This is a genomic window from Acinetobacter lwoffii (genome assembly GCF_024129355.1).
Lineage (GTDB): Bacteria > Pseudomonadota > Gammaproteobacteria > Pseudomonadales > Moraxellaceae > Acinetobacter > Acinetobacter lwoffii_I.
Map to the genome: position 1 here is coordinate 42,032 of NZ_JAMXXP010000014.1, position 17,207 is coordinate 59,238.

15 protein-coding genes are annotated in these 17,207 nt (G+C 46.1%); 3 read left to right on the forward strand and 12 right to left on the reverse strand.

The annotated features are described in order from the left end of the window. Position 1: 1 nt before the first annotated feature. The 3 genes from smc to NI468_RS08835 form a co-directional block, all read right to left on the reverse strand. Positions 2 to 3,454 carry a chromosome segregation protein SMC gene (gene smc / locus NI468_RS08825; protein WP_216986620.1) on the reverse strand — a complete coding sequence of 1,151 codons (3,453 nt, stop codon included), beginning with the start codon at positions 3,452 to 3,454 and terminating at the stop codon, positions 2 to 4. A gap of 11 nt (positions 3,455 to 3,465) precedes the next feature. Continuing rightward, the gene (locus NI468_RS08830; protein WP_004730660.1) at positions 3,466 to 4,161 is read right to left on the reverse strand and encodes a GntR family transcriptional regulator; all 696 of its coding nucleotides are present in this window, start codon (positions 4,159 to 4,161) and stop codon (positions 3,466 to 3,468) included. A gap of 200 nt (positions 4,162 to 4,361) precedes the next feature. Then, entirely contained in the window at positions 4,362 to 5,165 is an 804-nt protein-coding gene (locus NI468_RS08835; RefSeq protein WP_004730663.1) for a sulfite exporter TauE/SafE family protein, read from the reverse strand. Positions 5,166 to 5,192: 27 nt separating this feature from the next. Here NI468_RS08835 and NI468_RS08840 point away from each other — a divergent pair, with 27 nt between their 5' ends. Both NI468_RS08840 and NI468_RS08845 read left to right on the forward strand, forming a co-directional pair. Beyond that, a complete protein-coding gene (locus NI468_RS08840; RefSeq protein WP_004730665.1) occupies positions 5,193 to 5,948 on the forward strand; it encodes a biotin--[acetyl-CoA-carboxylase] ligase in 756 nt (251 codons plus the stop codon). Positions 5,949 to 5,962: 14 nt separating this feature from the next. Next, positions 5,963 to 6,703 (forward strand): type III pantothenate kinase, encoded by a 741-nt coding sequence (locus tag NI468_RS08845; protein WP_004730667.1) that lies wholly within the window; start codon positions 5,963 to 5,965, stop codon positions 6,701 to 6,703. On the opposite strand, the gene NI468_RS08850 is transcribed toward NI468_RS08845, so the two are convergent. From NI468_RS08850 to ffh, 3 genes are all read right to left on the reverse strand, one after another. After that, positions 6,657 to 7,262: an RBBP9/YdeN family alpha/beta hydrolase gene (locus NI468_RS08850; protein ID WP_004730669.1), complete on the reverse strand. Its 606-nt coding sequence runs from the start codon at positions 7,260 to 7,262 to the stop codon at positions 6,657 to 6,659. The two genes, NI468_RS08845 and NI468_RS08850, sit on opposite strands and share 47 nt — an antisense overlap. A gap of 144 nt (positions 7,263 to 7,406) precedes the next feature. Then, positions 7,407 to 7,973: an RBBP9/YdeN family alpha/beta hydrolase gene (locus NI468_RS08855; RefSeq protein ID WP_216986576.1), complete on the reverse strand. Its 567-nt coding sequence runs from the start codon at positions 7,971 to 7,973 to the stop codon at positions 7,407 to 7,409. A 151-nt stretch (positions 7,974 to 8,124) separates the two neighbouring features. Next, positions 8,125 to 9,531 (reverse strand): signal recognition particle protein, encoded by a 1,407-nt coding sequence (ffh, locus tag NI468_RS08860; protein ID WP_216986575.1) that lies wholly within the window; start codon positions 9,529 to 9,531, stop codon positions 8,125 to 8,127. Positions 9,532 to 9,669: 138 nt separating this feature from the next. On the opposite strand from ffh, the gene NI468_RS08865 reads away from it, so the two are divergent. Then, the gene (locus NI468_RS08865) at positions 9,670 to 10,479 is read left to right on the forward strand and encodes a cytochrome C assembly family protein (RefSeq protein WP_004730673.1); all 810 of its coding nucleotides are present in this window, start codon (positions 9,670 to 9,672) and stop codon (positions 10,477 to 10,479) included. 60 nt (positions 10,480 to 10,539) lie between these two features. On the opposite strand, the gene NI468_RS08870 is transcribed toward NI468_RS08865, so the two are convergent. From NI468_RS08870 to NI468_RS08895, 6 genes are all read right to left on the reverse strand, one after another. Continuing rightward, positions 10,540 to 11,301: a class I SAM-dependent methyltransferase gene (locus NI468_RS08870; RefSeq protein ID WP_004279194.1), complete on the reverse strand. Its 762-nt coding sequence runs from the start codon at positions 11,299 to 11,301 to the stop codon at positions 10,540 to 10,542. A 131-nt stretch (positions 11,302 to 11,432) separates the two neighbouring features. Continuing rightward, complete coding sequence (locus NI468_RS08875) at positions 11,433 to 12,041, reverse strand: DapH/DapD/GlmU-related protein (protein ID WP_004730677.1); 609 nt, start codon at positions 12,039 to 12,041, stop codon at positions 11,433 to 11,435. A 31-nt stretch (positions 12,042 to 12,072) separates the two neighbouring features. Next, positions 12,073 to 13,011, reverse strand: a complete 939-nt coding sequence (gene paaX, locus NI468_RS08880; RefSeq protein WP_004279192.1) for a phenylacetic acid degradation operon negative regulatory protein PaaX — start codon at positions 13,009 to 13,011, stop codon at positions 12,073 to 12,075. Positions 13,012 to 13,074: 63 nt separating this feature from the next. Then, complete coding sequence (gene paaK, locus NI468_RS08885) at positions 13,075 to 14,367, reverse strand: phenylacetate--CoA ligase PaaK (RefSeq protein WP_004279191.1); 1,293 nt, start codon at positions 14,365 to 14,367, stop codon at positions 13,075 to 13,077. A 60-nt stretch (positions 14,368 to 14,427) separates the two neighbouring features. After that, positions 14,428 to 15,639 (reverse strand): 3-oxoadipyl-CoA thiolase, encoded by a 1,212-nt coding sequence (gene pcaF, locus NI468_RS08890; RefSeq protein WP_216986574.1) that lies wholly within the window; start codon positions 15,637 to 15,639, stop codon positions 14,428 to 14,430. An 11-nt stretch (positions 15,640 to 15,650) separates the two neighbouring features. After that, positions 15,651 to 17,204, reverse strand: a complete 1,554-nt coding sequence (locus NI468_RS08895; protein ID WP_216986573.1) for a 3-hydroxyacyl-CoA dehydrogenase — start codon at positions 17,202 to 17,204, stop codon at positions 15,651 to 15,653. Positions 17,205 to 17,207 lie beyond the last annotated feature (3 nt).

A 17,207-nucleotide genomic window follows, 5' to 3' on the forward strand; every position in this document is an offset into this window, starting at 1 on the left:
ATTATACCTCCGCAGCTAGGCCGTATTCTTTTGCCTGTTCCAAATTAACTGTCACTAATTTTGATGTTCCCGGTTCAGGCATGGTTACACCTAAAAGATCAGTCGCCATCATCATTGCAAGTTTGTTATGGGTAATATAAATAAATTGCACGTGTTCAGAAAGCTCTTTGACTAAATTACAAAAGCGTCCCACATTAGCATCATCCAGGGGTGCATCGACTTCATCCAATACGCAAAATGGTGCCGGATTTAAGCGAAAAATCGCGAATACCAATGCTAATGCAGTTAAGGCCTTTTCTCCACCAGAGAGTAAGGCCAATGAGCTGTTTCGTTTACCCGGTGGTCGGGCCATCAGTTTTACCCCCGACTGCCAGCCATCTTCAAGGCTTAAACTCGCCTCACCACCTTCAAACACTTTCGGGAACAGGTTTTGTAGCTCAGCATTGACCTGATCAAACGTGTGCATAAACAGTTTACGGGTTTCCTGATCAATACTTTTCATCGCAGCCTGTAGCTGTTCAACCGTATTTTCCAGATCCTGCATCTGGTGACTCAGTTCCTCATAACGTTTTGACAGTTCTTCATATTCTTCAGAAGCCGCCAGATTGACTGCACCGAGTTTATCAAACTGAGCCTGAGCTTTTTCCAGTTTCGCCTGATGTGCTTTAACATCAATATCCAGCCCGGAAATTACTTCACTATTCAATTCTTTCAGTTGTTCAGAATAATGCTGCAAATCAGATTTGGCTGCCTGCCAAGCCAGACGTTTTTCTTCCAGTGTAGTGCGAAGTTTTTCATCCTGCTGCTGGAAGCTGTGACGCTGTTCGGTCAAGTGCTGCTGTTTGCTCTGCACCTGATTTAATTCAATCTGCCAGTCGGCCCAAGTCTTTTGCAGTTTTTCAGTGATCTGCGCCTGTTCATTGAACTGGCTCTGTAAAGCAGGTAATTCCAGCTGTACCGGATCGACAAACTTTTTGGCCTGCTCGATTTGTGCAGTAATTTGTTGAGACTGTTCTTTTAGGAATACCTGATCTTTTTCCAGCAATTCGATCTGCTGCTGGCTTTGCACATTTTGCCGGCGCAGCACTTCCAGTTCCTGCTGCGCTTGCTGACTGAGCTGCTGTGAGTCATCCAACTGAGCGCTCAATTCTTCAAGCTGGAATTGCAGGGTTTTATAATTTGGTAGCGCCTGTTCCAGCTTGATATTCAAGGCATGCAGGTCAATTTCCAGATCATCTTTCTGCATGGCATCTTCTTCAAGCTGCTCATCCAGTTGTTGTAACTGATGCTGTAATTGCTGCTTTTGCAAGGCGAAAGCATGAGCGCTACTTTGTACTTTGGCAATGTGAATATCGAGTTGCTGCAGCTGCTTTTGGGTATGCTTGTGCTGCTCACTGATACTCTGAATCTGGTTTTGCAAAGCTTTAACCTGATCGGCGAATTCAGGTAACTGCTGCTCCAGCTGCATAAACTTAGGTTCAAGTTCCGCAAGCTGCTGCTCGATTTCATCCAGACGGATTCGATGACTCAATGCACCTTGTCCGGCCTGACTGGCTTCATCATAGTCCAGCGCAATGACCCAGTCTGACCCAACCTGATAGCCATCCAAACTCAGTAATGTCTGGCCTTGTAATAGGTCAGTTTGAAGCGGTAATGCTTGTGCTAATGTATCTACGACTCCAACTTGCTGCCACAGTGAATAATGCGGAGATTCAATCCAGTCGGCCAGACACATCGTATTGGCAATCTGAATTTTATCCTGAACAGCCTGTTGTTTTAACTGACGTGCACGATCTTCAAGGAAGTGCTCGCCCTCTGCCAGAATCTGGGCAGACAGCCACTTGGCCAGAAACTTTTCGATCAGGCTGGCATGTCCTTTGCCTGCATCATTGAGCTTAAGCACATGCATCAACTGGACCGCATCACTCTTAGCATTTGGGTTGGCTTTGGTCAGTAATTGGCTCAGGTTTTTCTTTTCTGAATGCAGGACCTGAATTTCAGATTTGAGCTGCATCAGCTGTTGTTGACGACTCGCCTGCTCTTCCTGAATCTGCTCGAATTGAGTTCTTAAATCTGTTAATTGAATTTCATAGCCAACGATTTGCTGTTCAGCCTGGGCTTTGTCTGCCTGATACTGCACCAGCTCATCTTGCTGCGCCTGTTGCTGGATCTGTGCATTTTGCTGTTGGAGCGTCTGTTTCTGCTGTTCAATCCGTTCAATATTCTTTGCCAGTTGCTCGCTTTGAGCCAGCATTTGTAATTTACGCTGTTGCTGCTGTTCGACCTGAGTTTTAATCTGTGCGAATTGCGCTGCTACTGAACTCTGCTGGGATTTGAGCTCACTCAGATTCTGACTATGCGTCTGAGTCTGGCCATCTTGCTGTTGCAATTGTGCCTGTTGATCTTCAAATTGCTGCTGCAAGGTTTCGAGTTGCAGTTCAATCAACTGCAAACGCTCTTTAGTCTGGGCTTTTTGCTGTTCCAGTTTGACCAGACTGGTGGAATTCTGCTCCAGCAAAGACTGCTTTTGTTGCAGGGTCATTTCCAGTTCAGCCAGTTTTTTCTCAGCCTGTTGCCATTCGCTTTGCAAAGGGGTGGATTGCTGAATCAGACGCTGGAACAGTTCACTGGTGCTGCCCAAATCATGTTCAACGGTGGTCAGTTTGGAACGTACCAGCTTAAAGTTTTCCCCGAGCGTATTCATCTCAAGGGTATATTCTTGCTGTAAGCGCTGGCTTTGCTCACATTGAAAAGACAGAATTTCGATCTTGATGGTACGGATCTGCCCTTCCAGTTCTTTATATTGAATCGCACTTTCCGACTGACGTTTCAGGGTTTTTAGCTGAGATTTCAGTTCGGAGGCGATATCTTCCAGACGCGACAGGTTTTGTGTGGTGTGATCCAGATGCAGCATGGTTTCACGGCGACGCGCCTGATAGCGCGACACTCCGGCCGCTTCTTCAATATAGACCCGCATTTCATCGGGCTTGGCATCGACCAGACGGTTGATCATGCCCTGCTCGATAATCGCATAGGAACGCGGACCAAGACCGGTACCCAGGAAAATATCGGTAATATCACGACGACGGCATTTGCTGCCATTCAGGAAATATTCGGACTTGCCATCGCGGTTGACCTGACGGCGTACCGCCAGTTCGTTATAGGCATTATAAGCACCGCCCAGCTTGCCATAGGTATTGTCAAAGCGCAGTTCTACACTGGCCATGCCCACCGGTTTACGCTTGGCAGTTCCGGTAAAGATGACATCCTGCATGCTGCCACCACGCAACTGACGCGCACTGGACTCGCCCATGACCCAGCGTATGGCATCAATGACGTTGGATTTACCACAACCATTCGGTCCCACGACCGCAGTACGATTATCTTTAAAATGTAAAGTGGTACTGTCGGCAAAAGATTTAAAGCCTGAAAGTTTTAAACTGCTTAAACGCATAATGTCCTGATTTAACGTCGTGAGCGTCTGGCCCACGCGAGTTCAATTTGTTTCATCCGTGTCAGAGATTCCAACACAAGGTTGCGCAAGTGTCGACAAAAATCTTCCATAAATAAAGTGGCCTGATGGCTTTTTCGTATCAAAATTGCTTCAGTGACCAGTTTAAATAAGTCAAAAGATTCCTGTAACTCGCGTCTGGAAATATTCAGGGTCAGAAAATAGCTCCGACGCAAAGAAGGCAGCAGTTCCTGATAGTAGCGCATCAGATAAGGATTCCCGACCATCTCATGCTGCTGGGCCATGCCCTGAAAGATCAGATCATAAAACTTTTCAGTGTGTCCTTGGCGGGTTTCTGCTTCCAATTGCTCTAATAATAGCTGAATGCGCTCAGCTTCATGCACCCGCCAGGTTTCCGCCATACGATGCACCATCTGCCCGAGCAATAACGAGGTCATGTCAAATAAGGCACGCACCTGCAAGGCGGACATTTCCGAGACAATCGCTCCCCGGCGCGGGAAAATTTCAATCAGCTGGGTGCGTTCCAGCAAAAGCAGGGCTTCACGAACCGAACCCCGACTGACATCAAGCTCCGAGGCAATCCTGAGCTCCTGTATACGTTCGCCTTCGACCAGTTCACCGCGGATAATCTGTTCGCTAATGTGCTTGGCAATCTGCTCAGACAAACTCTGCGCTTGTTCTAATGGCATACCGTTCCTGTCTTTATTTTTATGGATACTGGTTTAGCCCTTTATTTGGACTATGTGGCTATTAAACGGGTTTTTATCCATAAATACTTTGACATTGTCAGACAATCTTATGTCTATATAGCCAACTTAGGCTCATAAAAAAGGAGAATAGTCATCTATTCTCCTAATACGGTACATCAGTCCAACCTAAAAGGTTTAAATCAGGCCATAAAACCTTGATAAATAAAATACAGGCCGACGGTAGTCAGTAGTGCAGCAAAACATTTTTTTAATACGGCCGGTGAAAGCAGATGTGCCACTTTTGCCCCCAGCTTGGCCGTGAAAAAACTCATCATGCTGATACCAATAAAGGCATAAATATGAATATAGCCAATGGTATTTGGCACGGTGACCTGCGCCTGTTTACCGAACCAGATAAACCCCAACGCACCTGCGACTGCAATCGGTAATCCACAAGCCGCAGAGGTCGCTACTGCCTTTTGCATCACGATCCCACAGCGATTCAGAAATGGAACGGTCAGACTTCCCCCACCAATCCCAAAGATCGCTGATGCCACACCGATTCCACCACCTGCAGCAATTTGTACCGGGGTTGAAGGCAATTTTTGATTCGGATCGATCTGAATATGTGCTCCCCTGAACATTCTAAATGCCACCCAGACCGCAAAGAAACCGATCAACAACTGCAAACCCTGACCAGATAAATAATCGGCAATCCCCGCACCCAGGAAAGAGCCAATGACCAGACCTGGCGCCAGATTACGAAATACGGGCCATAGTACAGCCCCTCGTTGATGATGTGCCATCACCGAACTGATAGAAGTCACAATAATTGTTGCCAGGGAAGTACCCACCGCCATATGCATAATCACGCTGGGATCGTACTGGAGCTGGGTAAAAACAATGTACAGGATCGGCACAATAATCAAACCACCACCGACCCCAAACAGGCCTGCGGTGAATCCGGCAATTGCACCAATCAATAAATATATGATTAACTCCATAACGATATTTACCACGTTTAGATTCAAATGGATGTAGAAACTCGTGAACTGCAACAACGATTAAGCGATGCAGGCCAACTCCCGGAAGTATTACTCATCAAACCGATTACCAGATCGACCAATGATGATGTGCGCGAATTGGCAACGAAGGGGGTACAGCAGGTTCTAGTGTGCAGTCATGTGCAGACCCAAGGCCGTGGACAGCGTCAACGTCAGTGGATATCACCTGAAGGGAACATCTATTTAAGCACATTGCTGCATACACAAAAACCCATCGATGGTCGTCTGGCGCTGGAAATTGCGTTAAATATCCTGCAAATGCCCAGTCTGCAAGGGCTAAAATTACAAGTAAAATGGCCGAATGACCTGTATAGCCTGCACGGAAAATGGGGTGGTATTCTGGTCGAGCCGATTTCATCCACACAGGTGGTGGTCGGTGTCGGTTTAAATATCGATCCTCTGCCCACTGAACTTCCAGATCAGCAGGTTAGCTCCTTGAACGAGTTGGGATTATCGCATACCTCAAGAGTCGAACTGATTGCCCAGTTATATCTGGCGATTCAGCAAGCCGGGCAATGGTTTAATTATGGCAGTCAGAATCTGGCGGCGCGTTTTAATCGATCGGCTGCATTTATGCAACAAACGGTTGAATTTACCGATGTGCAAGGGCAATATTCCGGTACTTTTCTCGGGATTCAGGACGATGGTGCGGTCAAGATTTTGACCGATCAGGGAATCCAGACCTTTTATCAGGGACAGCTCCGCCTTAAAAATGGTAGATGAACAGGCATACAGCAATGAAAAAATTATGGTTGGATATCGGCAATACCCGGCTTAAATACTGGATTACCGAGCATGATCAGATTATTGAACAGGCAGCGGAATTACATTTACAGTCTCCTGCTGATTTGTTACTTGGCCTGATCCAGCATTTCAAAGCGCTGGGCTTGCATCAGGTAGGTCTATCCTCTGTGCAAGATAAAATCAATAATGAGCGCATTCTCAGCATTTTAGAAAGCCTGCATATTCCAGTGATTTTTGCTCAAGTACAGGCAGAATATGCAGGTCTGATCTGTGGTTATGATGAACCTTCTCAGCTGGGGATTGACCGCTGGTTACAGGTACTTGCTGTTGCGACTCAAGCGCATGAAAATTACTGTGTAATTAGTTGTGGTACGGCACTGACCATTGATTTGGCGCAAGGACAACAACATTTGGGTGGTTTTATTCTGCCGAATCTGTACTTGCAACGTGATTCCCTAATTCAGAATACCAAAGGCATTAAAATTCCGGATGCCGCTTTTTCTGAACTCAATCCTGGACGCAATACCATCGATGCTGTCCATCATGGCATCCTACTTGGTCTGCTGAGCACGATTGAGAAAGTACTACATGATTTTCCAGCACAGCTGGTTTTAACTGGTGGAGATGCCCCGCTATTTGCGCAGCATCTCGCTCAGTACCAGCCCCGGATTGAACCTGATCTCTTGCTTAAAGGCCTGCAGCATTTTGCAGCTCATTTGCCAGACACTGTTTGATAATATCCAGCAATTGGGGGAATTCGGCAAAACCATCAGCCTTGTTAAAATGTCCAGCTTTTTTGATCTCAAAAATTTGTGCATTCAGGCTATGTGCTAAACGCAAGGAAATCGGTGCAGGCACATAGGGATCATTACTGGAGATCAGCATCACCGCACGTTTATAGCTATAGGGTAAGTTTTTCAAATCGAGCCGGACGGCCTGCAGTATTTTATTCAGTTCTGACCAGGCCACCAAGGGCGTATCAAAGGCCGAGACCAGAATAATGCCGCCGATCTTGCGTTGCTGCTGAATATAATGTTCCTGTAAAAAGTTTAAAACACTGACGCAACTCAGGCCATGTGCAACTAAAAAGGTATGTTCATCCATCTGCGGAATGTGCAGTTTCAGATTCTGCTGCCACTCTTCTAAATCAGGCTGAAAAGGGTTGGCCAGCATAATCCGCTTGGACTCAAAACCGGCATTTTTAAGCTGGCGACTCAGCCAAGGATACCAGTGATCATTGGAGGTCGCCTGATAATCCGGCACGATATAGACTTTCTTTATTATATTTTTCATAGTGATTTACTTATTATCATTGAACGCAAATTGCGTCGACAAAAAATAAGTTTTAACCAGTCTGGAGATGGAATTCAAGTCTCTTTTTGAACGCCATCTCATGTTAAATTTTAAAATTTAGCGAATACAATAACATGCCTAAATTTAACATTTAATCAGATACGGCTCGATCACTTTCCAGAGCTCCGGCAGATCAGTACAACCTTGAGAATCAATAAAATGCCCATGATGCTTGGCATTCACCACAATTGCATCCAGACTGTCTGCCTGTTGCAGACTAAATTCAGGCGCAACCCGATCATCGCCTTCAGAGTAGATCACCACACGCTCTGCAATCTGCTGTTTCAGCAAATCGAAATCGATATTAGAGGCATCAATAAAAGGGTTCACTTCATCCAGACGACCCAGCCGGCCATTAAATCCTGCGATCAGTACCAGTTGCTGAATCTTCTGCTGTTTTAATTCTCTGGATAAGTAATGCAATGCGGCCACAGTCCCCAAACTATGTGCGATAAAGATACTGTCCTCGTCAATTGCATCAATCTGTTCACGCATTTGCTGATCCCAGGTGTCCAGTGTCGGTGTAGTTGATGGATCCAGCCGGAGGACTTTTAAACTGACATTTTCCTGTTGGGCTTTTTCCTGAATCCATGGGTACCAGTTTTCTTCCGGGCTTGCAGTATAACCATGTACGACAATTACTTGGTTCATTTGAAATTTCTCTTTATTTTGTGCTCATGCTCCTGAGTCTGCCTGATCGGATTTTTATTTTGGGTAAGTAAATGTTGTTTTGTTTAAACCGGTTTGACTATTTATTCGCAATAAAAAAAGGCGCATATTGCGCCTTTTTTTAAAATAAAACTTATTTCTTGTCGTTGCCGCCGAACAATGGACCCATACCACCGCCGCCACCAAACTGTTTCTGCAAACCGCCAAATGACTTCATCATTTTTGCCATACCGGATGGATTGGCAAATTTTTTCATCATCTTGGCCATTTGGGCATGTTGCTTGATCAGCTTGTTGACTTCTGCCACTTCCATACCACAACCTGCTGCGATACGTTTTTTACGGCTTGGGTTCATCAAGTCTGGATTACGGCGCTCTTTCAGGGTCATCGACTGGATAATCGCTTCCATTTTCTTGACCTGCTTTTCAGGATTGGCTTGCGCCAACGCATCTTGCAGACCGGCATTGCTCATGCCAGGAAGTTTGTCCAGGAAGCCCATCATGCCGCCCATCTTGTTCATCTGCTCAAACTGCATCAGCATGTCTTCAAAGTTGAAGCTGCCGCCTTTTTGCAGTTTTTTCGCCATTTTTTCGGCTTTTTCTTTGTCGACCTTGCGTTCAAGTTCTTCGACCAAAGAAAGTACATCACCCATACCGAGAATACGCTGTGCAACACGCTCAGGATGGAATGGCTCCAAGGCATCGAGTTTCTCACCCATACCCAAGAATTTGATTGGCTTGCCGGTAATCGCGCGTACTGAAAGCGCTGCACCACCGCGCGCATCACCATCAGTTTTGGTCAGGATCACACCAGTTAAAGGCAAGGCATCATTAAATGCTTTGGCGGTGTTTGCCGCATCCTGACCGGTCATGGCATCGACCACGAACAGGGTTTCAGTCGGGTTAATCGCTGCATGCAGCTCTTTGATTTCACCCATCATGTCATCATCGATATGCAAACGACCTGCCGTATCGACAATCAGCACATCGGCAAACTGGATTTTTGCCTGTTCAATCGCGCGATTCACAATCGTAATCGGTTTTTCGTCTGCGCTAGATTCCAGGAAAATCGCACCGACTTCACCCGCGACAGTCTGTAGCTGTTTGATCGCAGCCGGACGATACACATCGGCAGAGACCATCGCGACTTTTTTCTTTTGACGTTCTTGTAAGAAGCGTGCAAGTTTCGCTGCAGTTGTTGTTTTACCTGCACCCTGCAGGCCTGCCAGCAGGACAACCACAGGTGGTTTTGCAGTGAGGTCGAGGCTTTCATTGGCCTCGCCCATCATTTTGGTCAATTCGTCATGAACGATTTTGACAAAAGCCTGCCCAGGAGATAACTGAGTCATCACTTCCTGGCCTAATGCTTCTTCCTTAACTTTCGCGATGAATTCACGAGTTACAGGTAACGCAACATCGGCCTCAAGAAGCGCCATACGCACTTCACGTAACGTATCTTTAATATTGTCTTCGGTTAGCTGCCCTGAGCCAGTAACATTTCTTAAACTCTGCGTGAGTCGTTCTGTTAAGGTATCAAACATTGCAAAATCCGCTTAAAATAGCCATGAGCAAAAAATTGTTTCTTAAAATAGAAAATTTATGCATAGAATGCTATAGGATACTGTAGTTCGCAGCGAATTTATATAAATGAATATTCATCACCCTTAAAAAGGTTTGACATGGTTAGCCTCCCCTTGGTTTATACGATCTTAGCATTAGTCGCTTACACCGCTTCCTTCTGGTATCTGTTCATTCATTTAATGTCTAAACGTGCTCCTAATCAATGGTTTGTCTCGCTAACCGCACTGCTTGGACTGGGCTTGCATGCGCTGGTTTTATATGGCGATATGCATACCCCGCTGGGCATCAATTATGATGTCTTTGCCCTGTTTTCCTTTACCTCTGGTCTGATGCTGTTACTCAGCATTATTTACAGTACTTATCGTCCAATTATTGCCCTGAACCTGATCGGGATTCCGGTGGCTGCGACCGGATTAATTCTTGGCTTTGCGTTTACTCAGCCTGCAAAAATCATCACACAAAACTCTTTGGGTCTGGATATTCATATTATCCTGTCTTTGTCTGCTTATGCGGTATTGCTCATGGCGACTATTCAGGCCGTAATTTTACGCTTTCAGGATCGTGAGCTGAAAAAGAAGCAAAAACGCCGCGTTTGGGTCAGTTTGCTACCCTCTTATCAAGACATGGAATCATTGCTGTTTGATATGCTGATGACCGGTTTTGTTTTACTTACCCTCGCTTTGGGCTTTGGCTTTTTTACTATCGACAATTTCTTTGCTCAGCATCTGGCACATAAAACGGCGTTCAGTATCATTTCCTGGCTTGTTTACGGTTCACTATTAATTGGACACTGGAAGTTTGGCTGGCGTGGCCAAAAAGCTGTGCGCTTTACCCTACTCGGTTTTGGCTTGCTGGCACTGGGTTTTATTGGTTCTAAATTTGTGCTGGAAATGATTCTAGGGCGATAATTCTGAGCCGTGAATATTCAATTCATTGTTCAATAAACAGATTCTAGCTCTAATATTTTTTTAAACGATTATACGCCCCGCACGCACTGATAATGGCCAGCGAATGACTCTGGGCAATTCTGGATCTTCCCATTCTGGCAATAAGGCATCTGCCAGTACATTTAATGGATTATGTCCGAGTGCTTGAGTTGCTGCTTTCACGGCTGACCAAGTACTCATATAACCAATTAACTGATAAAAATTCCATTCAACCTGCAATACCGGTGGCTGAGTCGCAATTTCCTGAAATGGAAATGGTAAATTTTTATATCCTTCATCTACATGGCGACGTTCAGGTGGCCAGTACGGTGCAAGCGTGACTTCATAAAAATGCTTAAAATAATGATTCAGATGGGGCTCATCCACACTGAATACGCCATAGCTAATTAAAGCCAGAATGGCATTGGGTTTAGCAATCCGGCGAACTTCTGCGTAAAATTTTTCCAGATCGAGCCAATGCGCTGCTTGAGCCACCGAAATCAGATCAACACTCTGGTCAGCACACGGAATCTTTTCAGCGAGTGCCTGACCATACTGAATTTTTGGATGCGGTTTGGCTTGGGCAAGCTGTTCAGCACTCGCATCAATAGCAAGCACCTGATCAAAGTAATTCGCCAAAACTTCTGAAAGCTGTCCAGAACCACAGCCGACATCTACAGCCAATTTAGTACCTGGTGACAGCTCTGCCAATAGCTTTCCCAATGCATCCGGATAATGCGGACGAAACAAAGCATAGTCCTGTGACTGCTGGGAGAAATGATCTTTAAATTCCCTATTTTCCATATATATGCTTTCCAGACCAGTTTTATTTCAGTCTAAATAGACGGTCAGGGAATGCAGTTGGAATTTGGTTTCAGTTACTTCCTGTTTTTAAAATGCAGAATTCATCTATTTAATAGAATCATGTTCTTAACTTAGTCATTCAAGCTATTCTGCTTGATCTGATAATCTGCCTTAAACGCTTTGTAACTGAGCCGGTCTTTGGAGACTTCTGTTAAAGGACTGACCTCCTGCATTGAGGAAAGACAGCGCTCTGTCAGCTGAATATATTCTTGTGTCCCTTTGCTTTTCCAAGCAATTTCTTTGGTGTCCAGGGGACGGATGACCCGTGCTGGACTACCGAGTACCAATGAATTTTCCGGAATTTGGGCCTTGGCTTTAACCGTACTATTAGCACCAACAATGGTATTTTCACCAATCTCGGCTTCATCAAGAATCACGCTGTTCATGCCGACCAGTACATTTTTACGAATGATACAGCCATGTAAAATCGCGCCGTGTCCGATATGGCCATACTCTTCGACCAGCGTGACGCTACCGGGAAAGCCATGGATGGTACAGGAATCTTGAACATTGGCATTTTTCTGGATGTGAATCCCGCCGAAGTCGGCTCTTAAAGTAGCGAAAGGCCCGATATATACGCCCTCTTCAATCACTACATCCCCGATCAGAACGGCTTGCGGATGCACATAAGCGTGAGGGCTGACCACAGGAATCACCCCATCAATGGCATAACACGGCATTATTTTATTCCTTTAAAAATGCAGAATTAGATTAGCTAACGGCTTCCAGTCGCAAACCGCCAAAACGTTTATAAAATTGTGGATGTACCGGCGGCATCGAACCTTCCGAAGTTCGGGCGATCTCCATAAAGAACTCATCCCCTGCCGCAACCACCGTTTGATATAAATTACTGCTCAGATTACGGGCATTCAGGGAAAGCCAGTTGGATGGCAATAATTCAAAAGGCAGATTCGGATCTTTTAATAAAATCCGGCGGAATTGATGAATCAGCAAAATACGCAACTGAAAGGCCTGAACCGGATCCAGCTCATCTTCCTGTTCCACCAGATGAAAGAATTCCCGGAAATCCGCAATAAATTTTTCATAGCGCTGATGCAGTTCCTGCACCGGCCAGTTGGTGGCAACCATGCGTTTCACGGTTGGATAGGATTCCTGCCAGAGCTGCAAGGTTTCGGCCTTAAACACCACGACTTGGTCGGTCATTTTCAGGTTCAGCAGCAGGTTTTGCAGTTTCTGGTGATCACAGCCCGGATAGGCCATGACATTAGTGGCGATATTGGCAAAGCCCAGCCATTCCAGTTCTTTTTTCAGAACCAGTTTATTTTCCAGTTCCACTGAACTGAGCAGCACCAGATCCCACTTCTGATCCCATTCGGTATGCTGAAAACTGTAAATTTTTTGATCCGCCATAATAAAACGCTGGCGGCTGCTTTCGGTTACGCGATAATAACTGGTGCGACCAATTTTCTCAGACATCAGCCAGCCATTTTGGACCAGACGAAATACGGCAGTCCGTACCGATCGTTCATTAAATCCGAAGACATCCATGAGCTGAATTAGACTGGCCAGACTGATAATGCCACCCCGGTGAAAAATACAGTCACCAAAGATGGTCATGATTAATGAGGTTCCGCTGAGTGCTTCAGTTTGAATAAAGTCATCAATTATTTGTTTTAATTTCGGATTCATTGCGTTTAACTTTACCTTATAGAAACTGGATGATAGACCATTTGGCTATCATCCAATAGTACTTCATGCAGACTTGCGGATATCAAACACGCGCTGTGCCTTGCCTTCAGAGCGTGGCAGACTCCCTTCAGGCAACACTTCGACACTTACGGTGATTCCGACCATGGTTTTAATCTGGCTTTTCAGCTGAGTTGCCAACTGGTGCGCCATAATGTCACTGCTATCTTTACGCATTTCGGTACGGATATGCAATGTATCCAGATGTCCCTGTTTGCAAATCTGGATCTGATAGTTCGGAATCAGTTGCTGGATCTGTAAAATCTGCTCTTCAATCTGTGATGGGAAGACATTGACCCCACGAATAATCATCATGTCATCACTACGGCCGACAATCTTGTCCATACGGCGCATGGTGCGTGCCGTGCCTGGCAATAAACGGGTCAGGTCACGGGTACGGTAACGGATTACCGGCATGCCTTCTTTAGTAATGGTGGTAAAGACCAGTTCACCCAGTTCGCCATCTGGCAGCACTTCGCCAGTTTCCGGATGGATAATTTCAGGATAGAAATGATCTTCCCAGATGGTTGGGCCATCTTTAGATTCCAGACATTCCATCGCCACGCCCGGTCCCATGACTTCTGACAGACCATAAATATCTAGGGCATCAATGCCCAGACGCTCTTCAATTTCCTTGCGCATTTCATTGGTCCATGGCTCTGCACCAAAGACGCCGGTTTTAATCGAACAGTTTTTGGCTGTGCCAAATTTCTTCTCAAGCGCTTCAATAATGTTCAGGCAGTAAGATGGCGTGACCATCAGTGCTGTCGGTTTAAAGTCATGAATCAGTTGCGCCTGTTTATCGGTTTGTCCGCCAGACATTGGAATCACGGTTGCACCCAAGCGTTCAACGCCATAATGCGCGCCTAAACCACCGGTAAACAGACCATAACCGTAAGACACCTGGATGATATCTTTGCTGCTCAAGCCGGCTGCACGCAGGGAACGCGCCACCACGTCTGACCAGACATTAATATCATTTTGGGTATAACCCACTACGGTCGGCTGACCGGTGGTGCCAGAAGATGCGTGCACACGTACAATCTGTTCCTGTGGAACAGCGAACATACCAAACGGATAGTTATCGCGTAAATCCTGTTTGGTGGTAAACGGGAATTTCGCCAGGTCTTCCAGTGAGTTAAAATCGTCTGGATGCACGCCAGCATCATCGAATTTCTTTTTATAAACCGGACTGTTCTGATAAGCATGTTGCAACGTCTTTTTCATACGCTGTAGCTGAACACTGCGTAACTCATCAACTGATACTTTTTCAATTTTTTCCATTGCATTGTTATTCATATTCTTACTCCTGACGCAGTCTTCCTGACCACGGTTTAATTCATTGATTGAATGATGTGTTTAATCCATATTTTCTAAAACCAGTGCAACACCTTGACCAACACCCACACACATGGTGCAGAGTGCATATTTACCATTACGACGTTTTAATTCTTTCATGGCGGTAATCACCAAACGGGTGCCACTCATACCCAGCGGATGACCCAAGGCGATGGCACCGCCATTCGGGTTGATTCTGGAATCATCGTCTTGCAAGCCGAGTTCACGGATCACAGCCAGCGATTGCGCTGCAAATGCTTCATTCAGCTCGATCACATCCATCTGCTCCAGACTCAGGCCAGTTTGTTTCAAGACTTTATGTACTGCTGACACCGGCCCAATGCCCATATATTTGGCTTCCACACCGGCACTGGCCATTCCAATCACTTTAGCTTTCGGGCGCAAACCATACTGCTCAGCAAACTGCTGATTGCCGAGTAATACGCAAGCCGCCCCGTCATTAACACCCGAAGCATTGCCAGCGGTGACTGAGCCGCCTTCTTTACGAAATGGGGTTTTTAAGGCGGCCAGATTATCCAGCGTCGTCTCTGCGCGCGGATGCTCATCTTGGGAAATGGTCAGAGTGCTTTTCTTCGGACCTTTAACCTCGACTGGCAGAATTTCTTCGGCAAAAATACCCTTCTGCTGGGCTACTGCGGTTTTCTGTTGGCTGTGATAGGCAAACAGGTCCTGGTCTGCACGGCTAATCTGATACTTTTCAGCGACGTTTTCGGCCGTTTCCGGCATGCTGTCAACGCCAAACTGTGCTTTAAATTTTGGGTTGATAAAACGCCAGCCAATGGTGGTGTCATAAATTTCAAGGGTACGGCTAAAGGCAGTCGTAGGTTTGGATTGCACGAAAGGCGCTCGGCTCATGGATTCTACGCCACCCGCCAAAACAAATTGTGCTTCACCCGATTTGATGGCACGGGCTCCCAGTCCAATGGCATCCAGACCTGAAGCACATAAGCGGTTCACGGTGAGCGCTGGAACAGATTCAGGCAACCCTGCGAGTAAAGCAGCCATACGCGCCACGTTGCGGTTATCTTCACCGGCCTGATTGGCACAGCCCAAGATCACTTCATCCAGTTCTGCCCATGGCAAGGCAGGATGCTGATCTTTCAGATATTGAATCGGTAGCGCTGCCAGATCATCAGCACGAATGCTGCTCAGTCCACCGGCATAGCGTCCGATCGAGGTGCGAATTCCATCAAAAATATAAACCTGTTCCATGATTCTTCCTTTTAGCCAGCAACGCGTAATGGTTGCTGCTGAGTTTTCTGTGCATGTCCCTGCACCGCTTTCTTTGCTAAATATATACTAGTTCCATAGCGGTCTTCACCATAAATACGATACATATTTTCTAAAATTTGTAAAATTGTGTAATATCCAATTTTATCTGCCCATTCGAATGGACCACAAGGATAATTCACGCCATATTTCATAGCAGAATCAATATCTTGTTCTGATGCGATATCATGCAGTACCGCTTCACAGGCTTCATTCACCAACATGGCAATACTACGTATAACATAAAGACCGGGATGATCCTTAGACCAAATAGGTATCATATCCATACCTATGAGGAATAGCTCCACTGCCTGGCACTGTTCAGCACTACACGCCGGTGATGCAACGACTGGAATCGCTTGAGCATTTGTCCAATCTGAATGCCAGTCCATCAACACCACAGGCTCATGCGGATAGGTAAGTTCAACTGATTCGCCAAGCGATAATCGCAGAGAAAGGTCACCAATCAGGATTTCATTCTGTTCTGCTGCCTGAAAACTCAGCTCTACATGAGAGGCCTGTTTTAAACGTTCAATCAGTACTGAGGAATGTAGCCATTCACCTTTTACTGTGACTTTGAGCTTATTCAGCGACTTGGCATAACACACTGGCAATTCATATACAGGTGCAGGCTTGGCCTGAGCGTAATCATAAAAACCCTGACCGGACTTGCGACCATAACAACCGGCATCGACCAGTTCTTTTTGAATCAAGGACGGGCGGTAGCGTGGCTCATAGAAAAATTCCTGATAGACACTTTGTGTGACCGAGAAATTCACATCCTGCCCAATCAGATCTGTAAGTTCACACGGCCCCATGGCAAAACGGCCACATTCGCGCATGATGTAATCGAGCTGTTCCGGGGTGGTGGCATTTTCCTGCAAGGCACGAAAGGCCTCGGCATAATAAGGTCGTGCGACACGATTGACGATAAAACCGGGGGTCGATTTGGCTCGCACCGGAACCTTGTTCCAGTCCTTCATCAGATCAAATACTGCATCGGCAATCGCTGCTGAGGTTTTCAGTCCGCGGATAATCTCGACCAGTTTCATCACCGGCGCCGGATTAAAGAAATGCAGACCAATCACTCGCTCGGGATGTGGAATCGCCGAGGCAATTGCGGTAATGGAAATTGAAGAAGTATTAGACGCAAAAATCGTCTGTTCCGGGCAAATGGCAGCCAGCTGTTGAAACAGGTTTTGCTTCACTTCTTTCTTTTCAACAATGGCTTCAATAATTAAGCCCGCATCGGCAAGCTGCTGAATGTCCTCTGCCACAATCAGATTGGCGAAGGTACTCTCCAGCAATTGCTGGGTCATTTTGCCATTTTGTACGCGCTTGCTCAGCTGCGCCTCTAAAGCAGTCAAGGCACTCTGAACTTTGCTGCGATCGAGATCAAACACATAGGTCGGATGCCCGTGCATGGCTGCCAGTTGTGCAATGCCAATCCCCATGGTTCCAGCACCGACCACAGCAACTTTGACTTGTTCCAAATTGATCTGTTGCATGAT